The sequence below is a fragment of the Kineococcus rugosus genome (assembly GCF_050871975.1).
GTDB lineage: Bacteria > Actinomycetota > Actinomycetes > Actinomycetales > Kineococcaceae > Kineococcus.
Genome location: NZ_JBJLSJ010000006.1, coordinates 57,974 through 82,062, shown reverse-complemented (window position 1 = coordinate 82,062; position 24,089 = coordinate 57,974). Strand labels below are relative to the sequence as shown.

At 75.5% G+C, this 24,089-nt stretch carries 25 protein-coding genes; 8 read left to right on the top strand and 17 right to left on the bottom strand.

Annotated elements, in window-relative coordinates; all coding sequences use genetic code 11:
• Nucleotides 1-10: 10 nt before the first annotated feature.
• The 4 genes from ACRYM6_RS04680 to ACRYM6_RS04665 form a co-directional block, all read right to left on the bottom strand.
• Nucleotides 11-175 carry a hypothetical protein gene (locus ACRYM6_RS04680; protein WP_432541526.1) on the bottom strand — a complete coding sequence of 55 codons (165 nt, stop codon included), beginning with the start codon at nucleotides 173-175 and terminating at the stop codon, nucleotides 11-13.
• Nucleotides 175-909, bottom strand: coding sequence for an SDR family oxidoreductase (locus ACRYM6_RS04675; protein ID WP_432541524.1), 735 nt, complete (start codon nucleotides 907-909; stop codon nucleotides 175-177). The genes ACRYM6_RS04680 and ACRYM6_RS04675 overlap by 1 nt, the downstream gene beginning before the upstream one ends.
• 72 nt (nucleotides 910-981) lie before the next feature.
• Complete coding sequence (locus ACRYM6_RS04670) at nucleotides 982-1,812, bottom strand: DNA-3-methyladenine glycosylase family protein (protein WP_432541523.1); 831 nt, start codon at nucleotides 1,810-1,812, stop codon at nucleotides 982-984.
• Nucleotides 1,809-3,212 (bottom strand): DNA polymerase IV, encoded by a 1,404-nt coding sequence (locus tag ACRYM6_RS04665; RefSeq protein WP_432541521.1) that lies wholly within the window; start codon nucleotides 3,210-3,212, stop codon nucleotides 1,809-1,811. The genes ACRYM6_RS04670 and ACRYM6_RS04665 overlap by 4 nt, the downstream gene beginning before the upstream one ends.
• An 18-nt stretch (nucleotides 3,213-3,230) precedes the next feature.
• Here ACRYM6_RS04665 and ACRYM6_RS04660 point away from each other — a divergent pair, with 18 nt between their 5' ends.
• From ACRYM6_RS04660 to ACRYM6_RS04650, 3 genes are read left to right on the top strand one after another with little or no spacing between them, the layout of a single operon-like run.
• A complete protein-coding gene (locus tag ACRYM6_RS04660) occupies nucleotides 3,231-3,986 on the top strand; it encodes a sulfite exporter TauE/SafE family protein (RefSeq protein WP_432541520.1) in 756 nt (251 codons plus the stop codon).
• 10 nt (nucleotides 3,987-3,996) lie between these two features.
• Nucleotides 3,997-5,094, top strand: a complete 1,098-nt coding sequence (locus ACRYM6_RS04655) for a winged helix DNA-binding domain-containing protein (RefSeq protein ID WP_432541519.1) — start codon at nucleotides 3,997-3,999, stop codon at nucleotides 5,092-5,094.
• 35 nt (nucleotides 5,095-5,129) lie between these two features.
• Complete coding sequence (locus tag ACRYM6_RS04650; protein ID WP_432541518.1) at nucleotides 5,130-6,266, top strand: class I SAM-dependent methyltransferase; 1,137 nt, start codon at nucleotides 5,130-5,132, stop codon at nucleotides 6,264-6,266.
• Between the two features lie 45 nt (nucleotides 6,267-6,311).
• On the opposite strand, the gene glpX is transcribed toward ACRYM6_RS04650, so the two are convergent.
• The 3 genes from glpX to ACRYM6_RS04635 form a co-directional block, all read right to left on the bottom strand.
• Nucleotides 6,312-7,283, bottom strand: coding sequence for a class II fructose-bisphosphatase (gene glpX / locus ACRYM6_RS04645; RefSeq protein WP_432541517.1), 972 nt, complete (start codon nucleotides 7,281-7,283; stop codon nucleotides 6,312-6,314).
• Between the two features lie 69 nt (nucleotides 7,284-7,352).
• Nucleotides 7,353-8,381 carry a zinc-dependent alcohol dehydrogenase family protein gene (locus ACRYM6_RS04640; protein ID WP_432541515.1) on the bottom strand — a complete coding sequence of 343 codons (1,029 nt, stop codon included), beginning with the start codon at nucleotides 8,379-8,381 and terminating at the stop codon, nucleotides 7,353-7,355.
• Between the two features lie 55 nt (nucleotides 8,382-8,436).
• The gene (locus tag ACRYM6_RS04635; RefSeq protein WP_432541514.1) at nucleotides 8,437-8,847 is read right to left on the bottom strand and encodes a VOC family protein; all 411 of its coding nucleotides are present in this window, start codon (nucleotides 8,845-8,847) and stop codon (nucleotides 8,437-8,439) included.
• Nucleotides 8,848-9,071: 224 nt separating this feature from the next.
• On the opposite strand from ACRYM6_RS04635, the gene ACRYM6_RS04630 reads away from it, so the two are divergent.
• Nucleotides 9,072-9,671: an HDIG domain-containing metalloprotein gene (locus ACRYM6_RS04630; RefSeq protein ID WP_432541512.1), complete on the top strand. Its 600-nt coding sequence runs from the start codon at nucleotides 9,072-9,074 to the stop codon at nucleotides 9,669-9,671.
• Here the strand turns inward: ACRYM6_RS04630 and ACRYM6_RS04625 are convergent.
• Nucleotides 9,640-10,650, bottom strand: a complete 1,011-nt coding sequence (locus ACRYM6_RS04625) for an LLM class flavin-dependent oxidoreductase (protein WP_432541511.1) — start codon at nucleotides 10,648-10,650, stop codon at nucleotides 9,640-9,642. The genes ACRYM6_RS04630 and ACRYM6_RS04625 overlap by 32 nt on opposite strands.
• A 113-nt stretch (nucleotides 10,651-10,763) precedes the next feature.
• Here ACRYM6_RS04625 and ACRYM6_RS04620 point away from each other — a divergent pair, with 113 nt between their 5' ends.
• The gene (locus ACRYM6_RS04620; protein WP_432541510.1) at nucleotides 10,764-11,558 is read left to right on the top strand and encodes a putative protein N(5)-glutamine methyltransferase; all 795 of its coding nucleotides are present in this window, start codon (nucleotides 10,764-10,766) and stop codon (nucleotides 11,556-11,558) included.
• Here the strand turns inward: ACRYM6_RS04620 and dnaB are convergent.
• A complete protein-coding gene (dnaB, locus tag ACRYM6_RS04615) occupies nucleotides 11,528-14,215 on the bottom strand; it encodes a replicative DNA helicase (RefSeq protein ID WP_432541618.1) in 2,688 nt (895 codons plus the stop codon). The genes ACRYM6_RS04620 and dnaB overlap by 31 nt on opposite strands.
• A 558-nt stretch (nucleotides 14,216-14,773) precedes the next feature.
• Between dnaB and ACRYM6_RS04610 the strand changes: the two genes are divergently transcribed.
• Nucleotides 14,774-16,066 carry an MATE family efflux transporter gene (locus ACRYM6_RS04610; protein ID WP_432541509.1) on the top strand — a complete coding sequence of 431 codons (1,293 nt, stop codon included), beginning with the start codon at nucleotides 14,774-14,776 and terminating at the stop codon, nucleotides 16,064-16,066.
• 108 nt (nucleotides 16,067-16,174) lie between these two features.
• Nucleotides 16,175-17,296 carry a serine hydrolase domain-containing protein gene (locus ACRYM6_RS04605; RefSeq protein ID WP_432541507.1) on the top strand — a complete coding sequence of 374 codons (1,122 nt, stop codon included), beginning with the start codon at nucleotides 16,175-16,177 and terminating at the stop codon, nucleotides 17,294-17,296.
• A gap of 3 nt (nucleotides 17,297-17,299) precedes the next feature.
• Here ACRYM6_RS04605 and ACRYM6_RS04600 read toward each other — a convergent pair whose 3' ends face one another.
• The 3 genes from ACRYM6_RS04600 to ACRYM6_RS04590 are packed head-to-tail and all read right to left on the bottom strand — an operon-like array spanning nucleotide 17,300 to nucleotide 20,044.
• Nucleotides 17,300-18,253 carry an ABC transporter substrate-binding protein gene (locus ACRYM6_RS04600; protein WP_432541505.1) on the bottom strand — a complete coding sequence of 318 codons (954 nt, stop codon included), beginning with the start codon at nucleotides 18,251-18,253 and terminating at the stop codon, nucleotides 17,300-17,302.
• A gap of 40 nt (nucleotides 18,254-18,293) precedes the next feature.
• Nucleotides 18,294-19,340 carry a sensor histidine kinase gene (locus ACRYM6_RS04595; protein ID WP_432541504.1) on the bottom strand — a complete coding sequence of 349 codons (1,047 nt, stop codon included), beginning with the start codon at nucleotides 19,338-19,340 and terminating at the stop codon, nucleotides 18,294-18,296.
• A gap of 29 nt (nucleotides 19,341-19,369) precedes the next feature.
• Complete coding sequence (locus ACRYM6_RS04590; protein ID WP_432541503.1) at nucleotides 19,370-20,044, bottom strand: response regulator transcription factor; 675 nt, start codon at nucleotides 20,042-20,044, stop codon at nucleotides 19,370-19,372.
• Nucleotides 20,045-20,131: 87 nt separating this feature from the next.
• Here ACRYM6_RS04590 and ACRYM6_RS04585 point away from each other — a divergent pair, with 87 nt between their 5' ends.
• Nucleotides 20,132-20,686, top strand: a complete 555-nt coding sequence (locus ACRYM6_RS04585) for a M15 family metallopeptidase (RefSeq protein WP_432541502.1) — start codon at nucleotides 20,132-20,134, stop codon at nucleotides 20,684-20,686.
• A 105-nt stretch (nucleotides 20,687-20,791) separates the two neighbouring features.
• On the opposite strand, the gene rplI is transcribed toward ACRYM6_RS04585, so the two are convergent.
• The 5 genes from rplI to ACRYM6_RS04560 all read right to left on the bottom strand — a co-directional run bounded on the left by rplI (nucleotide 20,792) and on the right by ACRYM6_RS04560 (nucleotide 24,079).
• On the bottom strand, nucleotides 20,792-21,244 hold the full coding sequence (gene rplI, locus ACRYM6_RS04580) for a 50S ribosomal protein L9 (RefSeq protein WP_432541501.1): 453 nt from the start codon (nucleotides 21,242-21,244) through the stop codon (nucleotides 20,792-20,794).
• Nucleotides 21,245-21,258: 14 nt separating this feature from the next.
• A complete protein-coding gene (rpsR, locus tag ACRYM6_RS04575; RefSeq protein ID WP_012085900.1) occupies nucleotides 21,259-21,495 on the bottom strand; it encodes a 30S ribosomal protein S18 in 237 nt (78 codons plus the stop codon).
• A gap of 63 nt (nucleotides 21,496-21,558) precedes the next feature.
• Nucleotides 21,559-22,143, bottom strand: coding sequence for a single-stranded DNA-binding protein (locus tag ACRYM6_RS04570; protein WP_432541500.1), 585 nt, complete (start codon nucleotides 22,141-22,143; stop codon nucleotides 21,559-21,561).
• Nucleotides 22,143-22,439, bottom strand: a complete 297-nt coding sequence (rpsF, locus tag ACRYM6_RS04565; RefSeq protein ID WP_106215020.1) for a 30S ribosomal protein S6 — start codon at nucleotides 22,437-22,439, stop codon at nucleotides 22,143-22,145. The genes ACRYM6_RS04570 and rpsF overlap by 1 nt, the downstream gene beginning before the upstream one ends.
• Before the next feature lie 218 nt (nucleotides 22,440-22,657).
• On the bottom strand, nucleotides 22,658-24,079 hold the full coding sequence (locus ACRYM6_RS04560; protein ID WP_432541499.1) for a glycosyltransferase 87 family protein: 1,422 nt from the start codon (nucleotides 24,077-24,079) through the stop codon (nucleotides 22,658-22,660).
• Nucleotides 24,080-24,089: the final 10 nt, after the last annotated feature.

The following is a 24,089-nucleotide window of genomic DNA, read 5'->3' as shown; positions in this document are numbered from 1 at the left end:
CCGGGCGGCGCTACCGGTCCCGCGGGCGCCGGCTCTGGGCCAGCACGATCGCGCCGCCGGCCGCGGCGCCGAACGCGCCCCACGCCAGCGCGTCGCGGCCCCGGCCGAGCAGGACGACCCCGGCGGCGACGAGGACGAGCAGGACGACGTACCCGGCCAGGCGCTTGCGGTCCATCAGCGCCCCCCGGAGACGTCGAGGGTGGTGCCGGTGACGTAGGACGCGGCGTCGGACAGCAGCCACACGACGGCCTCGGCGACCTCGTCGGCCTCCCCGCCGCGCCCCAGCGGGACGTGCTTCTGGAGGCGCTCGACGCGTTCCGGCTCCCCGGAGCTGGCGTGGATGTCGGTGCGTATCAGGCCCGGCCGCACGCCCGCGACGCGGATCCCGTCGGCGGCGACCTCGTGGGCCAGGCCCACGGTGAGGGTGTCGACGGCCGCCTTGGAGGCGGCGTAGTCGACGTACTCCCCGGCGCTGCCGAGGACGGCGGCGCGGGAGGAGACGTTGACGATGGTCCCGCCGCCGGCGGCGGTCAGGTGCTTCACGGCCTCGCGCGCGCACAGGAACGCGCCGACGACGTTGACGTCGAGCAGGCGGCGGATCCGGTCGACGTCGAGGTCGACGACCTTCGACTGCGGGGCGGTGATGCCGGCGTTGTTGACCAGCCCGGTGACGGGCCCCAGGCCCTGGGCGGCGGAGAAGAGGCGCTTCACGTCGGACTCGACGGACACGTCGGCCTGCACGGCGAGGGACTCGCTGCCCAGGTCGGCCGCGGCGGCGACGACGGCGTCGGCGGCCTCGCGGCGGGTGGAGTAGCTGAAGCACGTCCGCACACCGCGGGCGGCGAGCGCCCGGACGACGGCGGCCCCGATGCCGCGGCTGCCGCCGGTGACCACCACGGTTCCGTTCACGCACCGACCGTAGCGAACCCCCCGGGGACCCCCGCCCCCCGGGACCGGGGCGGACGGGGCGCCCCGGGGTGGTCAGGTGAAGACCTCCGCGGTCCACAGGTGCAGCAGCGCGTACCCGCGCCAGGGCCGCCACGCCTCGGCGCGGGCGGCGGCCTCGCGGGCCGTGACCCGGCCCAGCGCGCGGCGCAGGACCAGGTCGGAGGGCAGGAACGCGTCGGAGTCGCCGAAGACGCGCAGCGCCACGTAGTCGACGGTCCAGGGGCCGATGCCGGGCAGGGCGAGCAGTTCGGCGCGGGCGGTCGCGGGGTCGGCGGTGTCGAGGTCGAGGCCGTCGGCGAGGACGCCGGCGAGGGCGTGCAGGGTGCGGGCCCGCGCCCCGGTCACGCCCGTCACCGCGCGCAGCGCGTCGGGTCCGGCGGCGGCCAGCGCGGCGGGTTCGGGGAACGCCGTCAGGGACCGCAGGGGCCTGCCGTGGGCGGCGACGAGCCGGCCGGCGAACGTGCGGGCCGCGGCCAGGGAGACCTGTTGGCCCAGGACCGTCAGCAGCGCCGTCTCCGCACCGCTCACGGCCCGCGGCACCCGCAGGCCGGGGTTCGCGGCGACCAGCGGCGCGAGCAGCGGGTCGGTGGCCAGGTGCCGCTCGGCGGCGCGGTGGTGGCCGTCGAGGTCGAGCCAGCGGCGGACGGCGGCGGGGTCGACGTCCCCGTCGGCCTCGACGACGACCTCCGTGCAGCGCTCGGCGGTGCCCAGGTCCACGGTGACCTCCACCCCGCCGTCGGGACCGCCGGGGAACACCCTGCGGTGCACGCCATCGAGGTGGGTCTCGGCGCCGGGCACGGCGTGGGCGGCGAGCCAGCGGCGCAGCGGGGCGGCGGGCAGGCCGTCGGGGACGGGCAGTCTCACGGGACCTCCGGGTCGAAGACGGGCGGGTCGGCGGGGCTGAGGTCGGGGTCGTCGTCGCGGAACGTGCGGACCCGGCCCACGCCGGTGTGCGGGCCCTCGAACCGGACGGTGACGCGCCCCACCCCCGACCCCTGGATCCAGCCGGGTCCGAACCCGGCGTGGGTGACGTCCTGCCCGGGCCGCCAGCCCGCCGCGGCGGGCGGCCCGTACGGCTGGGCCGAGGCGCCGGCCCCCTCGTCCCCGTCGTCCCCGTCCCCGTCCCCGTCCCCGTCCCCGTCCCCGTCCTCCTCGGCGGCGTCCTCGTCCTCCTCGGGGGCGGGCGGTTCGAGCTCGGCGAGCAGGTCGATCTGGCTGAACCCGCTCAGCCCCGAGACGCCGACCCCCAGTAGCCGCACCCCGTCGGCGACGTCGACCGCGTCGAGCAGTTCCCCGGCCTGCTGCGCGATCTCCGCCGCCGAGCTCGTCGCGTGCGGCAGGGTGCGCGAGCGGTTCAGCGTCGAGAAGTCGTACCGGCGCACCTTGATCGTCACCGTGCGCCCCGACAGGCCCGCCGACGCCAGCCGGGCCGCGACGCGCTCGGCCATCCGCCGCAGCCGCTCGCGCAGGTCGCGGCGGTCGGTGAGGTCGACGGCGAACGTCTCCTCCGCCGACACCGACTTCGCCTCCCGCTCGGCCACCACCGGCCGCGGGTCGACCCCCCGGGCGAACGCGAGCAGCGCGCTGCCGTGGGCCCTGCCGAGCATCCGGACGAGCTCGGCCTCGTCGGCCGCGGCCAGCGCGCCGATGGTGCGCAGCCCCGCCCGGGCCAGCCGGTCCCCCGTGACCGCCCCCACGCCGGGGATCGCTCGCACGCTCATCGGCGCCAGCAGCGCCTCCTGCTCGGCGGGCGGGACGACGACCAGCGCGTCGGGTTTGCGCAGGTCCGAGGCGATCTTCGCGACGAGCTTGCTGGCCGCCACCCCCACCGACACCGTGAGGCCGGTGCGCGCGCGGACCGCGGCGCGGAACCCCTCGGCGACCTGCGTGACCCGCCGCACGTCCAGGCCGTCGTGCACGGCGGCGAGGTCGACGAACGCCTCGTCCAGGGACAGGGGTTCGACCAGCGGGGACAGCTCGTGCGCGAGGTCCATCACCTGCCGCGACACCGCCCGGTACGCCTCGAACCGGCCCGCCAGGTACGCCGCGTTCGGGCACAGCCGGCGCGCGCGGGCCGTGGGCATGGCCGAGCCGACCCCGAACGCGCGGGCCTCGTAGCTGGCGGTGGCGACGACCCCGCGCCCGCCGGTCCCCCCGACCACGACGGGTTTGCCCCGCAGCGACGGTTTGTCGCGCTGCTCCACGGCGGCGAAGAAGGCGTCGAGGTCCAGGTGCATGACGCCTGGAACCGTCGGGTCGGTCACGACGAGTACGCTCCCACGGTGCTCGACCTGACGCCGACCGACTGGGTCGCCCTGTACCTCGCGGCCCTCGTCATCGGGTTCGCCAAGACCTCCATCGGCGGCGCGGGGACGATCTCCGTCGCGATCTTCGCCGCCGTCCTGCCGGCCAAGGAGTCCACGGGCATCATCCTGCCGCTGCTGATCCTCGGCGACCTGTTCGCCCTCGCCGTCTACCGGCGGCACGCCGAGTGGGGTCTGCTCGTGCGGTTGTTCCCGTACGTCGCGGTCGGGGTGGTGGCCGGCGCGGGGTTCGTGCGGGTCGTCGACGACACGGTGATGCGCCGTTCCATCGGCGCGCTGCTGATCCTGCTCGTCGTGATCCACGTCTGGCGGCAGCGGAAACTCCGCGCGCAGGGCGAGGCGCCCCCGATGTCGGTGGCCCGGCGCCGGTGGACGTCCCTGGGTTTCGGTTTCCTCGCCGGGTTCACGACGATGGTCGCCAACGCCGGCGGCCCGCCCATGTCGATCTACCTGTTCGCGATGGGCCTGGGCGTGATGTCCTTCCTCGGCACGGGGGCGTGGTTCTTCTTCATCGTGAACTGCTTCAAGGTGCCGTTCAGCGTCGCGCTGGGGCTGATCAGCGTGGAATCCCTGGGGCTGGACCTGCTGCTGGTCCCCGGTGTGGTCGCCGGGGCGTTCGTCGGGTGGTGGCTCGCGAAGCGGATCGACGTCAAGACGTTCGAGAAGTGGGTCCTGGGGTTGTCGGTGGTCTCGGGGCTGAACCTGCTCAGGTGAGGGGTGCGGGGTGGAACTGCGGTCCGGTGAGGTGGGGGTGTGGCGGCTCGCGGCGCAGCGGGTCGTCCCCGTCCTGCCCGACGCCCCGGACGCCCCGGACGCGGCCGCGACGGCCGCCGGGGTGGTGCGCCACCTCGCCGCCGTCCAGGCGCAGGACCTGCGCGCGGCCGCGACGGCCGTGGCCGTCCGGACCGCCGCCGGCACCGTCGACGGGCTCGCCGCGGCGCTGGACGCCGGGACCGTGGTGCGGTCCTGGCCGATGCGCGGGACGCTGCACCTGATCGCCGCCGCGGACCTGCCCTGGGTGCTGGACCTGTGCGCGCAGCGGACGGTCACGGCGACGCGGCGGCGCCGGGCCGAGCTCGGGATCTCCGCCGCCGACCTCGACGTCGCCCGGGACACCGCGCTGGGTTCCCTGCCGCCGGGCGGCGCGACCCGGGCCGAACTGCTCGCCGCGTTCGAGGCCGCCGGCCAGGCCACCCGGGCCGGCCGCGGGTACCACCTCCTGCTCGACCTGTCCCTGAGCGGGACGCTGTGCCAGGGACCGCTGCGCGGGCGCGAGCAGCTGTTCGTCCGGGCCCGGGAGTGGATCACCGGCCCCGCGACCCCCGCCGACCCGCTGGCCGAGTGGACCCGCCGCTACCTGCGCGGCCACGGCCCGGCCACCCCCGCCGACCTCGCGCACTGGACGGGACTGCCGTTGGGCCGGGCCCGGCAGGGGTTCGCCGCGGTCCGCGACGAGTTCGAGGCCGTCACCGTCGAGGGCGTGGAGCACCTGGTGGCCCCGGAGGTCCCCGGCCTGGTCGCCGCCCACCGCCGGGCCCTGCGCGGCGTGCACCTGCTGCCCGGTTTCGACGAGTTCCTCCTCGGCTACCGCGACCGCTCCCACGTCCTGGCCCCCGAGCACGCCGGCCGGGTCACCCCGGGCGGCAACGGGGTGTTCCGCGGGACCGTCGTGGTGGCCGGGCAGGTCGCCGGGACCTGGACCCGCGGCGGCACCGGACCGGCCGGCGACGTGGTCGCCGACCCCTTCACCCCCCTCGCCCCGGCCCGCGCCGCGGACCTGGCGCGGCGGGCGCGGACCCTCCCGGCGGGCTGGCTGGGCTGACCGCGCCGCGGCGGGCGGTGGGTACCGTGGACCCGGTGACCTCCCCCGTCTTCGACGTCCTGCGCCGCCGGCCCGACATCGAGGCGCCGGAACTGGTCGCCGTCGACGCCGCGGACCGCCTGCTGCTCGACGAGGCCGCCGCCGCGCTCGCCGCCCCCGGCGCCGACGTCGCGGTCGTCGGGGACGACTACGGGGCGCTGACGCTCGGCGCGCTCGACCGGCACGACCTGCCGCGGGTGCGCGTCCACCAGGACCCGCTGTCCGGGGAGCTCGCCCTCGCCGCGAACGCCGCCGCGCTCGGGACCGACCCGGCCCGCGTGCGGAACCACCCCGAGCCCGGCCCGGACCTGGTCGCCGGGGCGACGGTCGTGCTGCTGAAGCTGCCCCGCAGCCTCGAGGCCCTCGACGCGACCGCGCGGCTGGTCGCCCGGCACGCCCACCCCGACGTCGTGGTGTTCGCCGGAGGTCGCGTGAAGCACATGACGCGGGCCATGAACGACGTCCTGGGGCGCTCCTTCGAGGACGTGCGGGCCGGGCTGGGGCGGCAGAAGGCGCGCGTGCTGACGGCGACGCGGCCCCGGCCGGGCGTCGGCCCCGGCGAACCCCGCCGGGCCCGGCACGAGGACACCGGGACGTGGGTGTGCGCCGTCGGCGGGGCGTTCGCCGGGACGGGCACCGACATCGGCACCCGCGTCCTGCTCGACCACCTCGACGAGGTGGCCGGCGCGGTCGGCTCCCCCGGCACCGTCGTCGACCTCGGCTGCGGGACGGGGCTGCTGGCGGTCGCCGCGGCCCGCCGGTTCCCGCGGGCCCGGGTCGTCGCCACCGACCAGTCCGCCGACGCCGTGGCCAGCGCCCGGCTCACCGCGGCGGCGAACGGCCTGGCCGACCGGGTCGAGGTGACCCGCGACGACGCCGGGTCCCGGCTGCCCGACGGCGGCGCGGACCTGGTGCTGCTGAACCCGCCGTTCCACGTGGGCGGGACGGTCCACACCGCGATCGCCTCGAAGCTGTTCCGCGCCGCGGCCCGGGTGCTGCGCCCCGGCGGGACCCTCGTGGCGGTGTGGAACTCCCACCTGACCTACCGGCGCGAGCTGGACCGGGTCGTCGGGCCGACGCGGCAGCTCGCCCGCACCCCGAAGTTCACCCTCACGGCCAGCATCCGCCGCTGACCCCGGCGGGGCCAGGACGCGGGCCGAGGCCCGCGCGGGGGGTCCTCAGAGCCACTTCTCCACGAGGTGGTCGGCCCGGACGTACCGGATCGTCCCGGACCGCGCGCGCAGCGCGATCGACTCGGTGCGGATGATCGGGCCCTTGCGGCGCACCCCCTGGACGAGGTCCCCGTCGGTGACGCCGGTGGCGACGAAGAACGTGTTGTCGCCCTTGACGAGCTCGTCGGCGGTGTAGACGTGGTCGAACTTCAGCCCGGCGTCCAGGCCGTGCTGCTTCTCCTCGTCGGTCTTCGGCGCCAGCCGGGCCTGGATCAGCCCGCCCAGGGCCTTGATCGCGCACGCCGTCGCGACGCCCTCGGGGCTGCCGCCGGTCCCCACGCACATGTCCAGCCGCGCCTCGTACGACGCCGCGCCGATCCCGCCCATGACGTCGCCGTCGAGCAGCAGCCGGGTGCCCGCGCCGGCGGCGCGGATGTCGGCGATGAGCTGCTCGTGGCGGGGACGGTCCAGGACGCCGACCTGGATCTCGGAGACGTCCTTGCCCTTGGCCTTCGCCAGCGCCCGCACGTTCTCCCCGATGGGCTGGCGCAGGTCCACGACGCCGACGCCCTCGGGGCCGGTGACGATCTTCTCCATGTAGAAGACGGTGTGGGCGTCCAGCATCGCCCCCCGGTCGGCGGCGGCGATCATCGAGATCGCGTTCCGGCGGCCCAGCGCCGTCAGCGACGTCCCGTCGATGGGGTCGACCGCGATGTCGCACGCGGGGCCGCGGCCGGTGCCGACCTGCTCGCCGTTGAAGAGCATGGGGGCCTCGTCCTTCTCCCCCTCGCCGATGACGATGACGCCCGCGAAGTCCACGGTGCCGAGGAACTCGCGCATCGCGTCGACGGCCGCGCCGTCGGCGGCGTTCTTGTCACCGCGCCCGATGTACGGGGTGGCGCGGATCGCCGCGGCCTCGGTCGCGCGGACCAGTTCGAGCGCGAGGTTGCGGTCCGGGGTGGTGGGCAGACTGCTCATGGGGATGCTCCTGGCTGCTGGCACCGGTGTGTCCGGCCATCATGCCCGAGGCCCCACCCCCGGCCCGGGTCAGTCCGGCCAGACGATCCCGACCTTGCCGCCGGCCCCGGAGTCGGCCACGGCGTACGCCTCCCCGGCCCGGTCCAGCCCGAACGCGTGGGTGACCACCACCTCCGGGTGCAGCCCCCAGCGGGCCAGGTTCGCCAGCAGCTCGGCCATCCGCACGGTCGAGGACACCCAGGACCCGTGGATCGTCAGCTGCCGGTGGATGATCACCTCGCTGACGTCGACGGACAGCCGGCCCCCCTCCCCGACGAGCGCGACGCGCCCCCAGCGGCGGGTGTGCCGCAGGGCGGTCAGCTGACCGGCCCCGCTGCCCGAGCAGTCGACCGCGGCCTCCGCCCCGTCCCCCAGCAGCGCGCCCAGCTCCTCGTCGGTCCCGGCGACCGCGTGGTCCACGGCCCCCAGCTCCACGGCCAGCGCCCGGCGCTGCGGGCTGGGGTCGGTCCCGACGACCTCCACCGCCCCCATCCGCCGCGCCAGCAGGCCGGCGGCCAGGCCCACCGGGCCCAGGCCCGTGACGAGCACGCGGTCCCGGCCGCTGACCGCGAGCCGGCACAACGCCTCGTAGGCCGTCCCGAAGCCGCACGCGACGCAGGCGCCGTCGAGGAAGGTCAGCTCGTCGGGCAGCACCAGCAGGTCGCGCTCCTCGGCGAGCAGCAGGTCCGCGTGACCGCCGTCGCGCTGCCACCCGTACGCGGCGCGGCCGGGCCCCGTGCAGCTGATCTGGTACCCGCGGCGGCAGTCGTCGCACTGCCCGCAGCCGCTGATGTGGTAGACGACGACCCGGTCACCGACCCCGATCCGGCCGACGCCCTCGCCCACCGCGACGACCCGGCCCGCGGGCTCGTGGCCCCCGACGACCCCCTGGTACGCCTCCGGCCCCTCCCCGAGGTGCTCGCGGTAGATGGCCCGCAGGTCCGACCCGCAGATCGTGGAGGCCCGCACGGCGACGACGACCTGCCCCGGTCCGGGGTGCGGGTCGTCGACCTCGCGCAGGTCGACCTCGCGGTTGCCGGGCAGGAAGGCAGCGTGCACGTGGAACTCCTCGTCGAGCGTGGACGACGAGCATCGGCAGCGGCCGCGACCGCTGTCAAGATCCCGTGCGACCCCGTCCCGCCGCGAGGACCTCCAGGTAGTGCGCGTTGCGCATCAGGCCCAGGAGGTTGCCGAAGGGGTCGACGACGCAGGCCCCGGTGAACCCCTCGCCGAACTGCCGCGGCGGCTGGAACAGCGTCGCGCCCATCTCCTGCACCCGGGCGAGGGCAGCGTCCAGGTCGTCCACGTGCCAGTACAGGACGACCCCGCCGGGAGGGTCGGTGGCCGGCACCCCGCCGAGCTGACCGGCGTACCGCGCGTTCAGGATCCCCAGCTCCTGCTGGTGGTCACCGACGCGGAACTCCGCGTACCAGGGCTGCTCGAAGTAGGGCGCGATCCCGAGGAGTTCGGCGTACCAGCGCTTGGCCCCCTCGAAGTCCTCCGCCAGCAGGGCCACGGTGGTCATCCCTCGCAGCACGGCGTTCTCCAGTCGGTCGACGGACGGCGGCACGCGGTCGCGGGAACCCGCGGGAGTTCTAGAAGCAATGTGCGGGAAACGCGCAGACCCCGTCAAGGACCGGGAGGGTCCCCCGGGGACCGGGGACCACTTGTTGCACGGCCCTGCGCGCCGTGACATCGTTGCACGCGGATCGCAGGCGACGACGGCGTCTCCACCAGCGGGGAGTCAGGATGAGCAACGTGAGCACGGGCACCGACGTCGACGCGGCCCTGGAACTGGCCCGTGAACTCCTCGACGGCGTCGGCGACCGGCTGGCCCACTCCACGGTCGCCGCCCGCACCGCCGAGTCGATCGCCCACACCGTGCCCGCCCCGGACCGCGAACTGCTCGTGGTCGCCGTCGCCCTGCACGACATCGGGTACGCACCGCAGCTGCGCCGTTCCGGTTTCCACCCCCTCGACGGCGCCCGGCACCTCGAAACCCTGGGGTGGCCGCCCCGCCTGGTGGGCCTCGTCGCCCACCACAGCGGATCCCGTTTCATGGCCCGGGCCCTCGGCCTGGAGGACCACCTGGACGCCTACCCCGACGAGGGCGGCGCCCTCGCCGACGCCGTCCTGTACTGCGACATGACGACGACCCCGGACGGGCGTCGGGTGTCCCTCGCCGAACGCCTGCAGGACGCCCACGCCCGCCACCGCGAAGCCCCTGAGGCCGAACGGCGGGCCCGCCGCGAACGCGAACCCTTCCTGCGGGCCGCGGTCGCGCGCGTGCAGGCCCGCCTCGGACCCGCGCGTCAGGTCAACGCGATCCCGCTGCCGCAGAAGCACTGAGGGACTCGACCGCCTCGGCGAGCAACCGCACCGACCGCAGGCGCGCGTCCGTCGACAGCGCCTGGTGGGCGACGATCAGCTCGTCCGCCCCGGCCTCGCGCTGGAACTCCTCCAGGTAGGAACGGACCTCCCCGGGCGTCCCCACGGCCGAGTAGTGCTGCATCTGCTGCACGTGCTGGCCCGCGGCGGTTTCCATGAGGATGTCGACCTCCGCCTCGGTGAACGTCCGGCCACGACCGAACAACGACGTCGCGAAACGCCGCTGAACCTGCGTGAAGGATTCCCGCGCCTGCTCGGTGGTGTCGGCCGCGACGACGTTCACGCCCGCGATGACGTACGGCTCGGCGAGCTGCGCCGAGGGCCGGAACTCGTTGCGGTACGACACGACCGCCGCGCGCAGCTGCTGCGGGGCGAAGTGCGACGCGAACGCGTACGGCAACCCCAGACGAGCCGCCAGGTGCGCTCCGAACGTCGAGGAACCCAGGACGTACAGCGGGACGTTCGCCCCCCCACCGGGAGTGGCCTGCACCCCGGGGACGCGCGAGCGCCCGGCCAGGTAGTCGCGCAGCTCGGCGACGTCCTCCGGGAACTGCGCCGACTGCGACGGGTCCCGCCGCAGCGCGAACGTCGTCGCCTCGTCCGAACCGGGCGCGCGGCCCAGGCCCAGGTCGATGCGGCCGGGGTACATCGCCTCCAGCGTGCCGAACTGCTCGGCGATGGACAGCGGGGAGTGGTTGGGCAGCATGACGCCCCCCGCCCCGAGGCGGATGGAACTCGTGTGCGCGCCGACGTGCGCGATGAGCACCGCCGGGGCCGAGGACGCGATGTGCGGCATGTTGTGGTGCTCGGCGTACCAGACGCGCCGGTAGCCGTGCTCCTCCGCCGCCCGGGCCAGGGCGACGCTCGCGGCGATGCTGTCGCCCGCCGACTGCCCCGGGGCGATCGGGGCGAGGTCGAGGACCGAGAGCACGAGCGACATGAGGTGACCTTTCCGAGGCGGAGCTTCCGTCAGGGGCCAACCCCGGCGGTGCCCGGGATGTTCCGGGCCCGGGGCCCGGGGTGGGCCGGACGGGGGCTGCCAGACTCCCCCGCGTGGATCTGGTCGACCGGCTGCGGGCCGCGGGCTGCGTCTTCGCCGAGCGTGAGGCCGGTCTGCTGCGCGCCGCCGGCGGGGACCTCGAGGCGCTCGTGGCCCGGCGCACCGCCGGGGAGCGGCTCGAGGACGTCCTGGGCTGGGCGGGGTTCGGCGGTCGCCGCTACGCGATCGCCCCGGGCGTGTTCGTCCCCCGGCACCGCAGCGGGTTCCTCGTCGACGTCGCCGCCGCCCACGCCCGGCCCGGCGACGTGGCCCTGGACCTGTGCTGCGGGACCGGGGCGCTGATCGGCGCGCTGAGCGACCGGGTGCCGGGGCTGACCGTGCACGCCGCCGACCTCGACCCCGCCGCGGTGGCCTGCGCCCGCCGCAACCTGCCCGGCGCCCACGTCCACGAGGGCGACCTGTTCACCGCCCTGCCCCCGCAGCTGCGCGGGCGCCTCGACGTCGTGGTCGCGAACGTCCCCTACGTCCCGAGCGGGCGGATCGCGCACCTGCCCGTGGAGATGCGCGAGCACGAGGACCGCTCCACCCTCGACGGCGGCGCCGACGGGCTCGCGGTGCTGCGCCGCGTCCTCGCCGCGGCCGGGACCTGGCTGTCCCCGCGCGGGCGGGTGTTCGTCGAGCTCGACGAGGACCAGACCGGGCCCGCCGTCGAGCTCGCCACCCGCCACGGCCTGTGCGTGCGAGTGGAGACCACCACCCTCGACGGCGACCCCGGCGACTGGGACGCCGAGACCGGGCACGTGCTGGTGGCCGGACCTCAGGTCGCCATGTCCACGAACCGCGAGTAGTGCCCCTGGAACGCGACGGTGATGGTGTCGGTCGGGCCGTTGCGGTGCTTGGCGACGATGAAGTCCGCCTCCCCCGCGCGGGGGGACTCCTTCTCGTACATGTCCTCGCGGTGCAGCAGGATCACCATGTCGGCGTCCTGTTCGATGGAGTTGTGGACGGCGATGCCGTTGGCGACGAAGTTGTGGCCACCGACGACCGTCGCGTCGTACACCTGCTCCTCGCCGTCGGGCTCGATGGCGACGACCTCGTCCCACAGGACGTCGTTGACGGCGTGCACGTCGAGGTCGGCGTCGCGCAGGACTTCGACGACGGTGGCCAGGCCGCCGCCGGCGTGGGCGGTGAAGGAACCCCGCAGCTCGTCGGCGAGCCGGACGGGGTCGGCGAGGGCCTCACGGCCACGCCCTGCCACCTCGGCCGCCAGGGCCTCGGACTCGGCACCGAACCGACCGTGGACACCGACCTCCCGCAGGAAGCGGCGGATGTCGTCACGGCCGGTGATCTCCAAGGTGGCGCCGTCCGCGCCGTCCTCGGGGCGCACGGCGACGGTGATCCCGAACCGCAGCAGCAACCGGGCGGCGTCGTCGAGGAGGCGACGGGGCGCCGGCCCGAGCCGCACCGCACCGTCCGCGGGTGCGACGGCACCGAGCCCGGCCCACAGGTGGGACAGGAACAGCGCGACCTGCCGCTTGGGCAGCCCGGGCACCTCCAGGGGCACCGACGCGCCGGACGCTGCCCCGTCCGCGAGCGCCCGCGCCAGCGAGACGACCCGGTCGTCGTCGCACGCGGTGAGGCGTTCGGGCGCCGGGACGTGGCGCGGGACGGCGACCTGCTGCCCGGAGCGCAGCGCGTCGAGGGGCTTCCAGCCGTCGAGGGTGAGGAACGGGTGGTTGCCCGTGGCGCGGACCTCCTTGCCGGACGCCGTCCGGAGGCGGAACACGGGTTTGCGCCCGGTGGGGAAGACGTGGGTGAGGTGGCGGCGGACGTAGCGCAGGGACTCGTCCAGGGCCCACACGGGGACGTCGCGGGCCTGCTGGTCGAGCAGTTCCTGCAGGGTGGTCTCCGCGCCGGTGTCGGCCCGCAGCACGCGGGTCTCGCCGGTGAGGCACCCGGACTCGCGCAGGTCCGAGACCATCGGCCGCTTGTCGGTGCGCTGCTCCGGACCGCGGTTCAGCTGCGACAGCGCGATGACGGGGACCTCGATCTCCTTCGCCAGCAGCTTCAGCGCGCGGGAGAACTCCGAGACCTCCTGCTGGCGGCTCTCGACGCGCTTGCCGGACGTCATGAGCTGGAGGTAGTCGACGATGACGAGCTTGAGGTCGGCGCGCTGCTTCAGGCGCCGGCACTTGGAGCGGATCTCCATGAGCGACATGTTCGGCGAGTCGTCGATGTAGAGGGGCGCCTCGTTGATGGACCCCATGGTCCGCGCGAAGCGGGTCCAGTCGGCGTCGTCCATGGTGCCCTTGCGCATCTTCTGCAGCGGGACGCGCGCCTCGGCGGACAGCAGGCGCATCGCGATCTCGTTGCGGCCCATCTCCAGGGAGAAGATGACCGACGCGAGGCCGTGCTTGATGGAGGCGGCGCGGGCGATGTCGAGCCCGAGGGTGGAGTTGTGGGTGGGGACGCGCGAGGGCCCGGCGAGGTAGAGGTGGTCCTCGCTGGAGACCTCGACGCAGCGGACCGGGACGGAGTCGACCGGGCGCACCTCGCGGACCTCGTGGAACTCCCCCCGGCCGAGGACCGGCGCGATCAGCGGGGAGTTCCCGGCGGAGGAAGCGGTCAGGAGGTCCTCGGTGGTGACGACCTGCGGACGGCCGTCGCGGTCGACGGCCCACTGGTGCTGGGCGTCGGCGACGATCGCGCTGCCGTCGGAGAAGCGCACCTCGTAGCAGGGGCGGCCGTGCATGACCTCGGTGGCGGCGACGACGCGGGTCGGCTCGCCGTCGGCGCCGATCAGCTCGTCACCGACGGCGACCTCGCCCATCGTCGTCCAGCCCGTGGGGGTGGGCAGCGGGGTGTCGAGGGCGAGCGCCTTCCCGACCGCCGGGCGGGCGGCGATGACGATCATCTGCCCGGGGTGCAGGCCGTTGGTGAGGCTGTCGAGGTCGGCGAAGCCGGTGGGGACGCCGACCATGCCCTCGCCGCGGTGGGAGCTGGCCTCGATCTCGTCGATGGTGCCCTCGATGACGTCGCCGAGGACGGCGTAGTCCTCCTTGGTGCGCTTCTCGGTGACGGCGTACATCTCGGCCTGGGCGCTGTTGACGACCGCCTCGACGTCCATGCCGTCGGCGCCGTAGCCCATCTGCACGATGCGGGTGCCGGCCTCGACGAGGCGGCGCAGGACGGCGCGCTCGCCGACGATGCGGGCGTAGAAGGCGGCGTTGGCGGCGGTGGGGACGGTGGAGATGAGGTCGTGCAGGTAGGGGGTGCCGCCGACGCGGCTGAGCTCGCCCTTGTTGGTCAGCTCGGCGGAGACGGTGACGGGGTCGGCCGGTTCGCCGCGGGAGTACAGGTCGAGGATCGCGTCGTAGATCAGCTCGTGGGCCGGGCGGTAGAAGTCCTGGCTCTTGATGACCTCGACGACGTCGGCGATCGCGTCCTTGGACAGCATCATGCCGCCGAGGACGCCCTGCTCGGCGGCGATGTCCTGCGGCGGCATCCGGTCGAAGGACGGGGGCTCGCCGCGGTCGCCGCCGCGGTCCCCGCCGCGGCCGCGCTTGCCGCCGCGACCGCCGCCACCCCCGCCGCCGCCGGGGAAGCGGTCGCCGTCGTCGGGGGGTCCGAAGTCGGCCGGGGGCTCGTCGTAGGTGGTCACTGGTGAACTGCCCCTCTTCCCCCCGGAGTCGCCCCCGTGACGATCCCTCGACCCAGGTCTAGAGGACGGCTCCGACACGTCCTGCGGGCACACTGTCCGACGACCGAGGGGCAGGTCAAACCGCCCTGTGCACAGGCCGGTGGACAGCCTGTGGATGAGGTGGGGACCGTTGTGCACAGGGGGTGGACAAGGCTGGGGACAACCCGGTGGATCGGGACCCGGACCGGCCCCGGCGGACCCGGTCCACGCCCCTGACCTGCGACGATGTCTACCCACAGGTTGTCCACCAGGTGTGGAGACGAAAAGACCCGTTCGGATGAGAGGAAGCCGGTCCTGTTGCGGTTTGGTAACGCTCTGTCGAGCGCACTCAAGGTCACCCCGCGTGATGCCGAGATCCTCCGGTTGGCCGTCCCGGCCCTGGGCGCCCTGGTCGCCGAGCCGCTGTTCCTCCTCGCCGACTCCGCCATCGTCGGCCGGCTGGGCACCCTCCCCCTGGCCGGTCTGGGGATCGCCGGGGCCGTCCTGACGACCGCCGTCAGCGTCTTCGTCTTCCTCGCCTACGGCACCACCGCGGCCGTCGCCCGCCGCGTCGGCGCCGGGGACCTGCGGGGGGCGCTGAGCCAGGGCGTCGACGGGATGTGGCTGGCCCTGGGCCTCGGCGTCCTCGTGGCCGCCGGGACGTGGGCCGCCGCCGGACCGCTCGTGGACCTGCTCGGGGTCAGCGACGCCGCCCGCCCGCACGCGCTGACCTACCTGCGCTGGAGCCTGCCGGGGCTGCCCGGGATGCTCGTCGTGCTGGCCGCCACGGGGGTCCTGCGCGGGCTGCAGGACACCCGGACCCCGCTGGTCGTGGCGGCCGGCGGGGCCGTCCTGAACGCCGTGCTGAACGTCGTCCTCGTGCACGGCGCCGGCTGGGGCATCGCCGGGTCGGCCGTCGGGACGGCCGCCACGCAGCTGCTCATGGCGCTCGTCCTGGCCGTCGTCGTCGCACGCGGGGTGCTGCGGACCGGCGCCCGCGTGCGCCCCCACCCCCTCGGGGTCCTGCGCAACGCCCTCGACGGGGTGCCGCTGCTCGTGCGGACCGTCACCCTGCGCGTCGCGGCGCTGCTCACGACGTACGTCGCCGCCGCCCAGGGCGACGCGGGCATCGCCGCGCACCAGGTCGCGAACACCGTCTGGACGACGACCGCGCTGGCGCTGGACGCCCTGGCCATCGCCGCGCAGGCCCTCGTCGGGCGGTCCCTGGGCGCCGGGGACGTCGGCGGGGTGCGCGTCACGGTCCGCCGCATGGCGCAGTGGGGCGTGGGGGTCGGGGTCGTGCTCGGGCTGCTCATCGGGTTCGGCAGCCCGCTGATCGCGGGGTTCTTCGCCCCCGGCGCCGACGTGCGCGCCCACCTGACGGCGGCGCTGGTGGTGCTCGCGGTGTGCCTGCCCGCCGCGGGCTGGGTGTTCGTCCTCGACGGCGTCCTCATCGGCGCCGGCGACGGGCGCTACCTGGCCCGGGCCGGGGTCGTGACGCTGCTCTGCTACGCGCCGGCCGCCCTGGCGGTGCTGTGGTTCGCGCCGTCCGGGATCGCCGGGCTGGTGTGGCTGTGGATCGCCTTCGCCGGGGTCTACACCCTGGCGCGGCTGGTGACGCTGGTCCGCCGCGAGCGCGACGACGCCTGGGTGGTGACCGGGGCGAGCCTGCGCTGAGGGTGGGGGGAACCCCACCCCGGTCCGGCGGGGTCGCTCCCTCGTGGTCGCGGCGCGCCCGCGGGAGGGTCGGAGCACACCGCAGGCAACCCGTGGAGGAGAAACCCCGTGCCCACCTCGACCCCCACCCGCCGCACCGCGCTGGCCGGCCTCGCCGGGCTGGCCGCCGCCGGGACCGTCTCGAGCGGTGTCGTGAGCACCGCCGCCGCCCAGCCCCGCGACGAGGTGTCCGGCGCGCTGGACGCGCTGGTCGCCCGGGGTTTCCCCGGGGCGCTGGCCTCGCTGCGCGACGCCGACGGGACGGTCCGCAACTACGTCGCCGGGGAACGCGTCCCCGTGGACGGGGAGGTGCGGATCGGCAGCAACACCAAGACGTTCACGGCCGTCGCGCTGCTGCAGCTCGTCGGCGAGGGCAGGGTTGACCTCGACGGCGAGGTCGAGGAGCACCTGCCGAACCTGTTGCGCGGCGACGGGATCGACGGGCGGCAGATCTCCGTCCGGCAGGTCCTGCAGCACACCAGCGGCCTGCCGAACTACACGGCGCGGTGGGCCGACGACCCCGCCGCGTTCCGCTACCGCTACGCCGACCCGCGCGACCTGCTCGACGACGCGCTGGCGATGCCGGCGGAGTTCGCGCCGGGCGCGAAGTGGTCCTACTCGAACACGAACTACACCGTCGCGGGGCTGCTGCTGCAGGCGGTCACCGGCCGCCCGTGGTCGGAGGAGGTCCACCGCCGCGTCATCGACCCGCTGGGGTTGCAGCACACGTACGTCCCCGCGGTCGGTGAACTCGGTTACCGCGGCGAGCACCCCGAGGGGTACCTCGTCGACGCCGCCGGGAACCGCACGGAGTTCACCGAGTTCGACCCGTCCACGGCGTGGGCGGCCGGTGCGGTGATCGCCTCCCCCAGCGACCTCAACCGGTTCGCGGTGGCCCTGCTGCGCGGCGACCTGCTCGACGCCGCGCTGCTGGACCAGATGCGCACCACGGTGCCCGCCGAGGAGTTCCCCGGCGCCGGGTACGGCCTGGGCCTCATGAGCTTCCCGCTCCCCGGCGGCGGCCAGGGGTGGGGGCACGGCGGGGACATCTTCGGGTGCGAGACGCGGGGGTGGGCCACCGACGACGGGCGGGCGGTCACCGTGGCGGTCACCTCCCTGCCCGTCGACCAGGCCGGCGCGGACGCGGTGATGGGGGCCGTCTCGACGATCTTCGCCCGCACCCGGCCCTGAGCGTCAGGGCAGGTCGCCGAGCCCCTCCAGCCGGGTGACGACCCGGTCCAGCGCCCACCGCGTCGACAGCACGGAGCTGAGGGAGTAGGCCGCGGCCAGGTCGCGCTCGAACACGAGCAGGCGGCCGGCCGCGGCGGCGGGCACCGAGGCCAGGACCGGGTCGGCCAGGACCTCCTGCTCCGGGACGCCGATGGGGAAGACCACCACGACGTCGGCGTCGACCACCTCGAGCTGCTCGGCGGAGATCTGGACGCTGAAACCGGTCTCGCCGACCGGGAGCGCGGCGACGGCCGGGTTCTGCACGAACCCCAGCCGCTCGGCGAACCGCACCCGCTCGCTGCCGGCGACGTAGGCGCCCCAGCCCCGGGTGGTGCGGGAGGCGGCGGTGAACGTCGCGCCCTCCCACTGCGGGTGCGCGGCGGCCGCGGCGGCGAACGCCTCGTCGATCCCGGCGAGCAGCCGCTGCCCCTCCTCGGCCCGGCCGAGCGCCTCGGCGATGACGGTCACCTGGTCCTGCTGGGAGGTCAGGTAGTTCTCCGACCCGGCCGGGACGCCGACCGTGGTCGCGATGCCGGACAGCGTGTCGTACCGCTCGCGGTCCCCGGAGCTCTTCACGTCGAGGATGAGGTCGGGTTCCAGCGCGGCGATCGCCTCGTAGGACGGTTCGAGGGTGCCGATGAGCTGCGGCGGCGCGTCGTACAGGCCCGCGGCCCACGGGCCGACGCCCTCCCCGCCGAACGCCAGCCAGTCCGAGGCTCCGACGGGCTGGACCCCCAGGGCCAGCGCGGTCTCGGCGTCCCCCCAGCCCAGCGCGACCACGCGCTGCGGCGCGGGGGCCGACCCGCCGCCCGGCCCGGTGCCCGGCGCGGCCCCGGGTTCGGCGCCGCCGCTGCAGGCCGAGGTGGTGGCGAGGGCGCCGACGGCCCCCAGGACCAGCTGACGACGGGAGAACGGCACGACGGACCTTCCGCTGACGACGAGGACAGGTCACCCTAACCTAACTCGGCGGCGGCGCGGCGGGGAGGACGACCCGGACGGTCAGCCCGCCGCCCGCCCGCGGGGTCAGCCGCACGGTGCCGGAGTGGGTGCGGGCCACCGACCCCACGATCGCCAGGCCCAGGCCGCTGCCCCCGGCGCCGCGGCTGCGCCCGGCACCGCGGACGAAGGGTTCGGCGAGCGCGGCCACCGAGTCCGGGTCCAGCTCGGGACCGGCGTTGGAGATCTCCAGCACGGCGCGGGGGCCCTCGCGCCGCACCCCGGCGCGGACCTCGTCGCCCCAGCCGTGCAGGCCCGCGTTGCGCACGAGGTTGCCCACGAGGTGCTCCAGCAGCACGGGGTCCCCCGGCACCAGGACGGGCGTCGCGGGCACGTCGAGGTCGACGACGGCGTCGGCCGGGAGCTCCCCGAGGGCGTCCTCGAGCAGTTCGACCAGGTCGCAGGGCACGGTCCGCTCCAGGGCCCGTTCGGCGTGGGCGAGCTGCAGCACCGCCTCCAGGGTGGCGGCCTGGCGGTCGTTGACCTCGGCCAGGCGGGCCAGCAGGGCCTCGACGTCCCGGCCGCCGGGGTCGGCCCGCGCCACCTCCAGCATCGCGCGCACGGTCGCCACCGGGGTCCGCAGCTCGTGCGAGGCGTTGGCCGTGAACCGGCGCTGCTCCCCGAACGCCCGCTCCAGCCGGTCCAGCACGTCGTCCAGGCCGTCGGCCAGGTCGCGCAGCTCGTCCCGGCGCCCGGGCAGCGCGACGCGGTGCGACAGCGACCCCTCCCCCGCCCGCCGCACCGCCCGGGAGATCTGCTCCAGCGGTCGCAGGACCCGGCCCGCCAGGACCCACCCGCCGAGCAGGCCGACCAGGGCCAGCACCCCCAGGCCGGCGGCGAACAGCGGTGCGGCCGCGGCCAGCAGGTCCGACCGGCTGGGTGCGAAACCGCCGCCGCGGGTGACCTGGAGGTGGGTGTCGGGGACGTACCGCAGCACCACCAGCCCGACCAGCCCGGTGACCAGCCCCGCGACGACGAGGAACCCGGCGTAGCTCAGGGTGAGTTTCACGCGGATGCTCAGGCCGGGCCGGCGCGGCGTCACGGGGTGGGCCCCGCGTCCCCGAACCGGTAGCCGACGCCGGGGACGGTGTGCAGCACGGCGGGTTCCCCCAGGCGCTTGCGCAGGGTGGACATCGTGATCCGCACCGCGTTGGTGAAGGGGTCGGCGTGCTCGTCCCACACCCGTTCCAGCAGGGTCTCGGCGCTGACCACCCCGCCACCGGCGCCCATGAGCACCTCCAGCACGGCGAACTGCTTGCGGGTCAGGGCCACGTGGCGGCCCTCGCGGGACACCTCGCGCCGGAACGGGTCCAGCCGCACGCCGTGGCCCTCCAGCACCGGCGGCCGGCCCTCCTGCGAGCGCCGGGCCAGCGCCCGCAACCGGACGACGAGCTCGCGCATCGCGAACGGCTTCACGAGGTAGTCGTCGGCGCCCACCTCGAACCCGCTGACCTTGTCGTCGAGGCGGTCGGCCGCGGTGAGCATGAGGACGCGGGGTCCGGTGCCCGCGGCGGCGATCCGGCGGGCGACCTCGTCGCCGGGCAGGACGGGCAGGTCCCGGTCGAGGACGACGACGTCGTAGGCGTTGCGGGCGAGCAGTTCCAGCGCGTGGCCGCCGTCGCCGGCGAGGTCGGCCGCGATGGCCTCCAGCCGCAGCCCGTCGCGGAGGGCCTCCGCGAGGTACGTCTCGTCCTCCACGACCAGCACGCGCACTCCCCCACCGTACGGGGGCGGGTGTTTCGTCGGTGTCTGCGGAAACGCAGACGCCCGCGGAAACCCCGGGCCGGTGCACTGGGCCGCGTGCTCAGCGAGAAGACCCTTCCCCGTCCCCCGGTGCGCCCGGTGACCCGGGCGCTGTGGGCGCTGCCGGCCGGACTGCTCGCCGCGGGGGTCGCCGTCGCGGTCCTGCACGGTGGTGGGGCCCCGGACGACGGCCGCGTGGGGGACGCGCGGGTGACCGTCGGCGACACCGGTCACCCCGCGGTCGCCCGCCTGGACCCGGCCCTGCGCGAGGCGCTGGGGGCGGCCGGCGCGGCGGCGGCGGCCGACGGCGTGGAGGTGCTGGTGACGAGCGGCTGGCGCAGCCGGGAGTACCAGGCCGAGCTGCTGCGGGACGCCGTGCAGCGGTACGGCAGCCGTGAGGAGGCCGCCCGCTGGGTGGCCACCCCCGACGCGTCCCGGCACGTGCGGGGCGAGGCCGTGGACGTGGGTCCCACCGGCGCGGCCTACTGGATGGCCGAGCACGGGGCGCGGTTCGGGTTGTGCCAGGTGTACGCCAACGAGGTCTGGCACTACGAGCTGCTCACCGTCCCGGGCGGGACGTGCCCGCCGCTGCGGGCGGACGCCGCGGGCTGACGGGAGGGCTGACGGGGTGGGCTGACGGGGCGGGGGCCCGGAACGCCGGAGGCCGGCCGCACCCGTGGGTGCGACCGGCCTCCGGTTCGTGCGGCAGGACCCGCCTCAGGCGGTGGCCTCGACGACGTCGATGGTCACCGTCGCGGAGACGTCCGCGTGCAGGCGGACGAGGGCCTTGTGGGTCCCCGTCGTCTTGATCGGCTGCGGGAGCTCGACCTTGCGCTTGTCGATCGACGGGCCACCGGCGGCCGAGACCGCCTGGGCGACGTCGGCCGGGGTGACGGCACCGAACAGGCGGCCACCGCGGCCCGCGCGGGCGGCGAAGGCCACCGTGCGGGACTCCAGCGACTGCTTGACGGCCTTGGCGTCGTCGACGGAGGCGATCTCGCGGGCCTTGCGGGCCTTGCGGATCGTCTCGATCTGCTTCTCCCCGCCCTTGGACCACGGGGTGGCCAGGTTGCGCGGGAGGAGGAAGTTGCGGCCGTAGCCGTCCTTGACCTCGACGACGTCGCCGGGGGTTCCGAGGCCGGTGACCTCGTGGGTGAGGATGAGCTTCATCTCGCGACCCCTTCTCAGCGCGCGGAGCTGCTGTAGGGCAGCAGCGCCATCTCGCGAGCGTTCTTGATCGCCTTGGCGATCTGACGCTGCTCCTGGACGGACACGCCCGTCACCCGACGCGCGCGGATCTTGCCGCGGTCGGAGATGAACTTGCGCAGGAGCGCCGTGTCCTTGTAGTCGACCGCCTCGATCTTGGCGGCCTTCAGCGGGTTCTGCTTCTTCTTGGGCTTGCGCACGGGCACCTTGGCCATCGTGGTGCTCCCCTCTCGTGAGAGCCCAGGCTTCGAGACCTGGGATGGAATGGTGTGTTTCGACTAGAAGGGCGGGTCGTCGTTCGACGCGCCACCCCAGCCGCCGGAGCCACCTCCGGCGGACGGGCCGGTGGCCCAGGGGTCGTCCTGCTGCTGCGGGGCGCCGCCGCCGGAGCCGCCGCCCCAGCCGCCGCCACCGCCGGCGTTGCCGCCGCCGTTGCCGCCGCCGGAGAACCCGCCACCGCCGCCGCCGCCGAAGCCGCCGCCCCCACCGCTACCGCCGCGGGAGGTCTTGTTGACCTTCGCGGTGGCGTAGCGCAGCGACGGGCCGACCTCGTCGACCTGCATCTCGATGACGGTGCGCTTCTCGCCCTCCTTCGTGTCGAAGGTGCGCGACTGCAGGCGCCCGGTCACGATGACCCGGCTGCCGCGCGTGAGGGACTCGGCGACGTTCTCGGCCGCCTCGCGCCAGATCGCGCAGCGCATGAACAGCGTCTCGCCGTCCTTCCACTCGTTCGACTGGCGGTCGAACGTGCGGGGGGTCGAGGCGACCGTGAAGTTGGCCACCGCCGCCCCGGAGGGGGTGAAGCGCAGCTCGGGGTCGTTCGTGAGGTTCCCGATCAGCGTGATGACGGTCTCACCCGCCATCAGGCAGCCTCGGCTCGCAGCAGCTTGGTCCGCAGAACGCTCTCGTTGAGGTTCAGCTGACGGTCGAGCTCCTGCGCCACGGCCGGCTCGGTGGTGAGCTCGACGACGGCGTAGATGCCCTCGGACTTCTTCTTGATGTCGTAGGAGAGCCGGCGGCGGCCCCAGATGTCGACCTTGCCGACCTCGCCACCACCCTGGCGAACCACGTTGAGGAAGCGCTCGAGGGACGGGGCGACCGTCCGCTCTTCCAGCTCCGCGTCGAGGATCACCATGAGCTCGTACTGACGCGCGCTCATTCCCCACCTCCTTCGGTCTCAGGCGGCCACGGTCTCTCCGTGGCAGGAGGGTCTCGGTGCGTGTCTCCCCCGCTCGCGCCCGTGGCCGGGCCACGGGACGGTCGGGGAACCACACGAGTCTACCGGCCCTTCGACGTCCACTGTGCCGGTCGGGTCCGACACGGCCCGGCCGCCGTCCACAGCGGGCGCTCCCGCGCGCCCCCGGGGGGACCGGGACGTCACGCCACCCGCACGACCAGGGCGTCCGGGGCCCGGTCGAAGTCCCCTCCGGAGGGGTCGTCCAGGCCGCGGGTCGCGCGGACCGGGTCGTCGACCGGGTGCCGCACGTCGCGCACCACCTGCACCACCAGCCAGGCCACCGCTGCCAGCCGGGCCAGCAGGACGAGGGCGTACAGCTCCGGCGGCAGCGCCCGGTCGGTGTTCGCCTGCCCCGCGATGAACGCCCACACGGCCCCGAAGTAGGCGGCCTCGGCCGCCCACCAGAGGAGGTGGTCGCGCCAGCGGGGCACCGCCAGCACCGCCAGCGGCAGCAGCCACAGCGAGGCCTGCGGCGGGAAGGCCGCGCCCAGCACGCAGCAGCCCGCGACCAGCAGGAACGCGACCTGCACCAGCCGGGGCCGGCGCGGGGCCCACAGCACGAACACCGCCACCAGCAGCGTCCACACCACCCACGCCCCGAGGGTCAGGACCACGACGGCGCCCCCGGGCAGCCCGGTGGCGCCGCTCGCGCCGACGGCCTGCTGCACCAGCTGCGGCAGCACCCACGGCGACCCGTACCCGGCCCGCTGGGCGAGGAAGGCCCCGGCGAACCCGGCCCAGGCGTCGGCGTCGGCCAGCGCGAACGGCACGTTCACCGCGGCCCAGGCGCCCGCCGCGACCGCGACCGTCACCCCCGCGGCGCGGCGCCGGCCCGAGCGCACCGCCAGCAGCACGATCGCGACGAGCAGCAGCACCGGGTACGTGCGCGCCGCGACCGCGAGCCCCAGCAGCACCCCGGCGGCGACGGGCCGGCGACGGGCCCAGCACGCCAGCCCCGCCGTCGCCAGCGCCACCGCGACCAGGTCGAACGACAGCAGGCTCGTCAGCACCAGGACGGGGCTGACGGCCAGCAGCACGGTGTCCCAGCCGCGCCGGCGGCCCGTCATCGCCCGCACCGCCACCACGACGGTCAGCGCGGCCAGCAGCAGCAGCACCGCCGCGACGTCGAAGTAGGCGCGCTGGGCGGCGACCGTCACCTCGTGCGGCACCACCCGCGCCACCAGCCAGGCCAGCACGGCGGTGACGGGCGGCTGGTCCAGGGAGACGCCGTCGGCGTACGGGCCGAGCCCGGAGGCCAGCCCCGAGGACGTGTAGACGACCGGCAGGTCGGAGTAGCAGGCGTGCACGAACTGGTCGGGGCTGTTCCAGCCCTGCGCCCGGCAGTGGTGCTTGGTGACCGCCCCGACCGCGAACGCCACCGCGGCCAGCAGCACCGAGACGGGCAGCGCGCGCACCCACCAGGGGCCGTCGCCGCCTAGGCGCCGGCCCGCCGGGCCGCCGAGGACCTCGCTGCCGGCGCGGGCGAGGGGGTCGACCCTCGTCGGCGGCACCGACGGTGCGGGGGCCGGCACGTCCGCGGGGTCCGGGGTCTGCGTGCTCACCCCGTCAGCT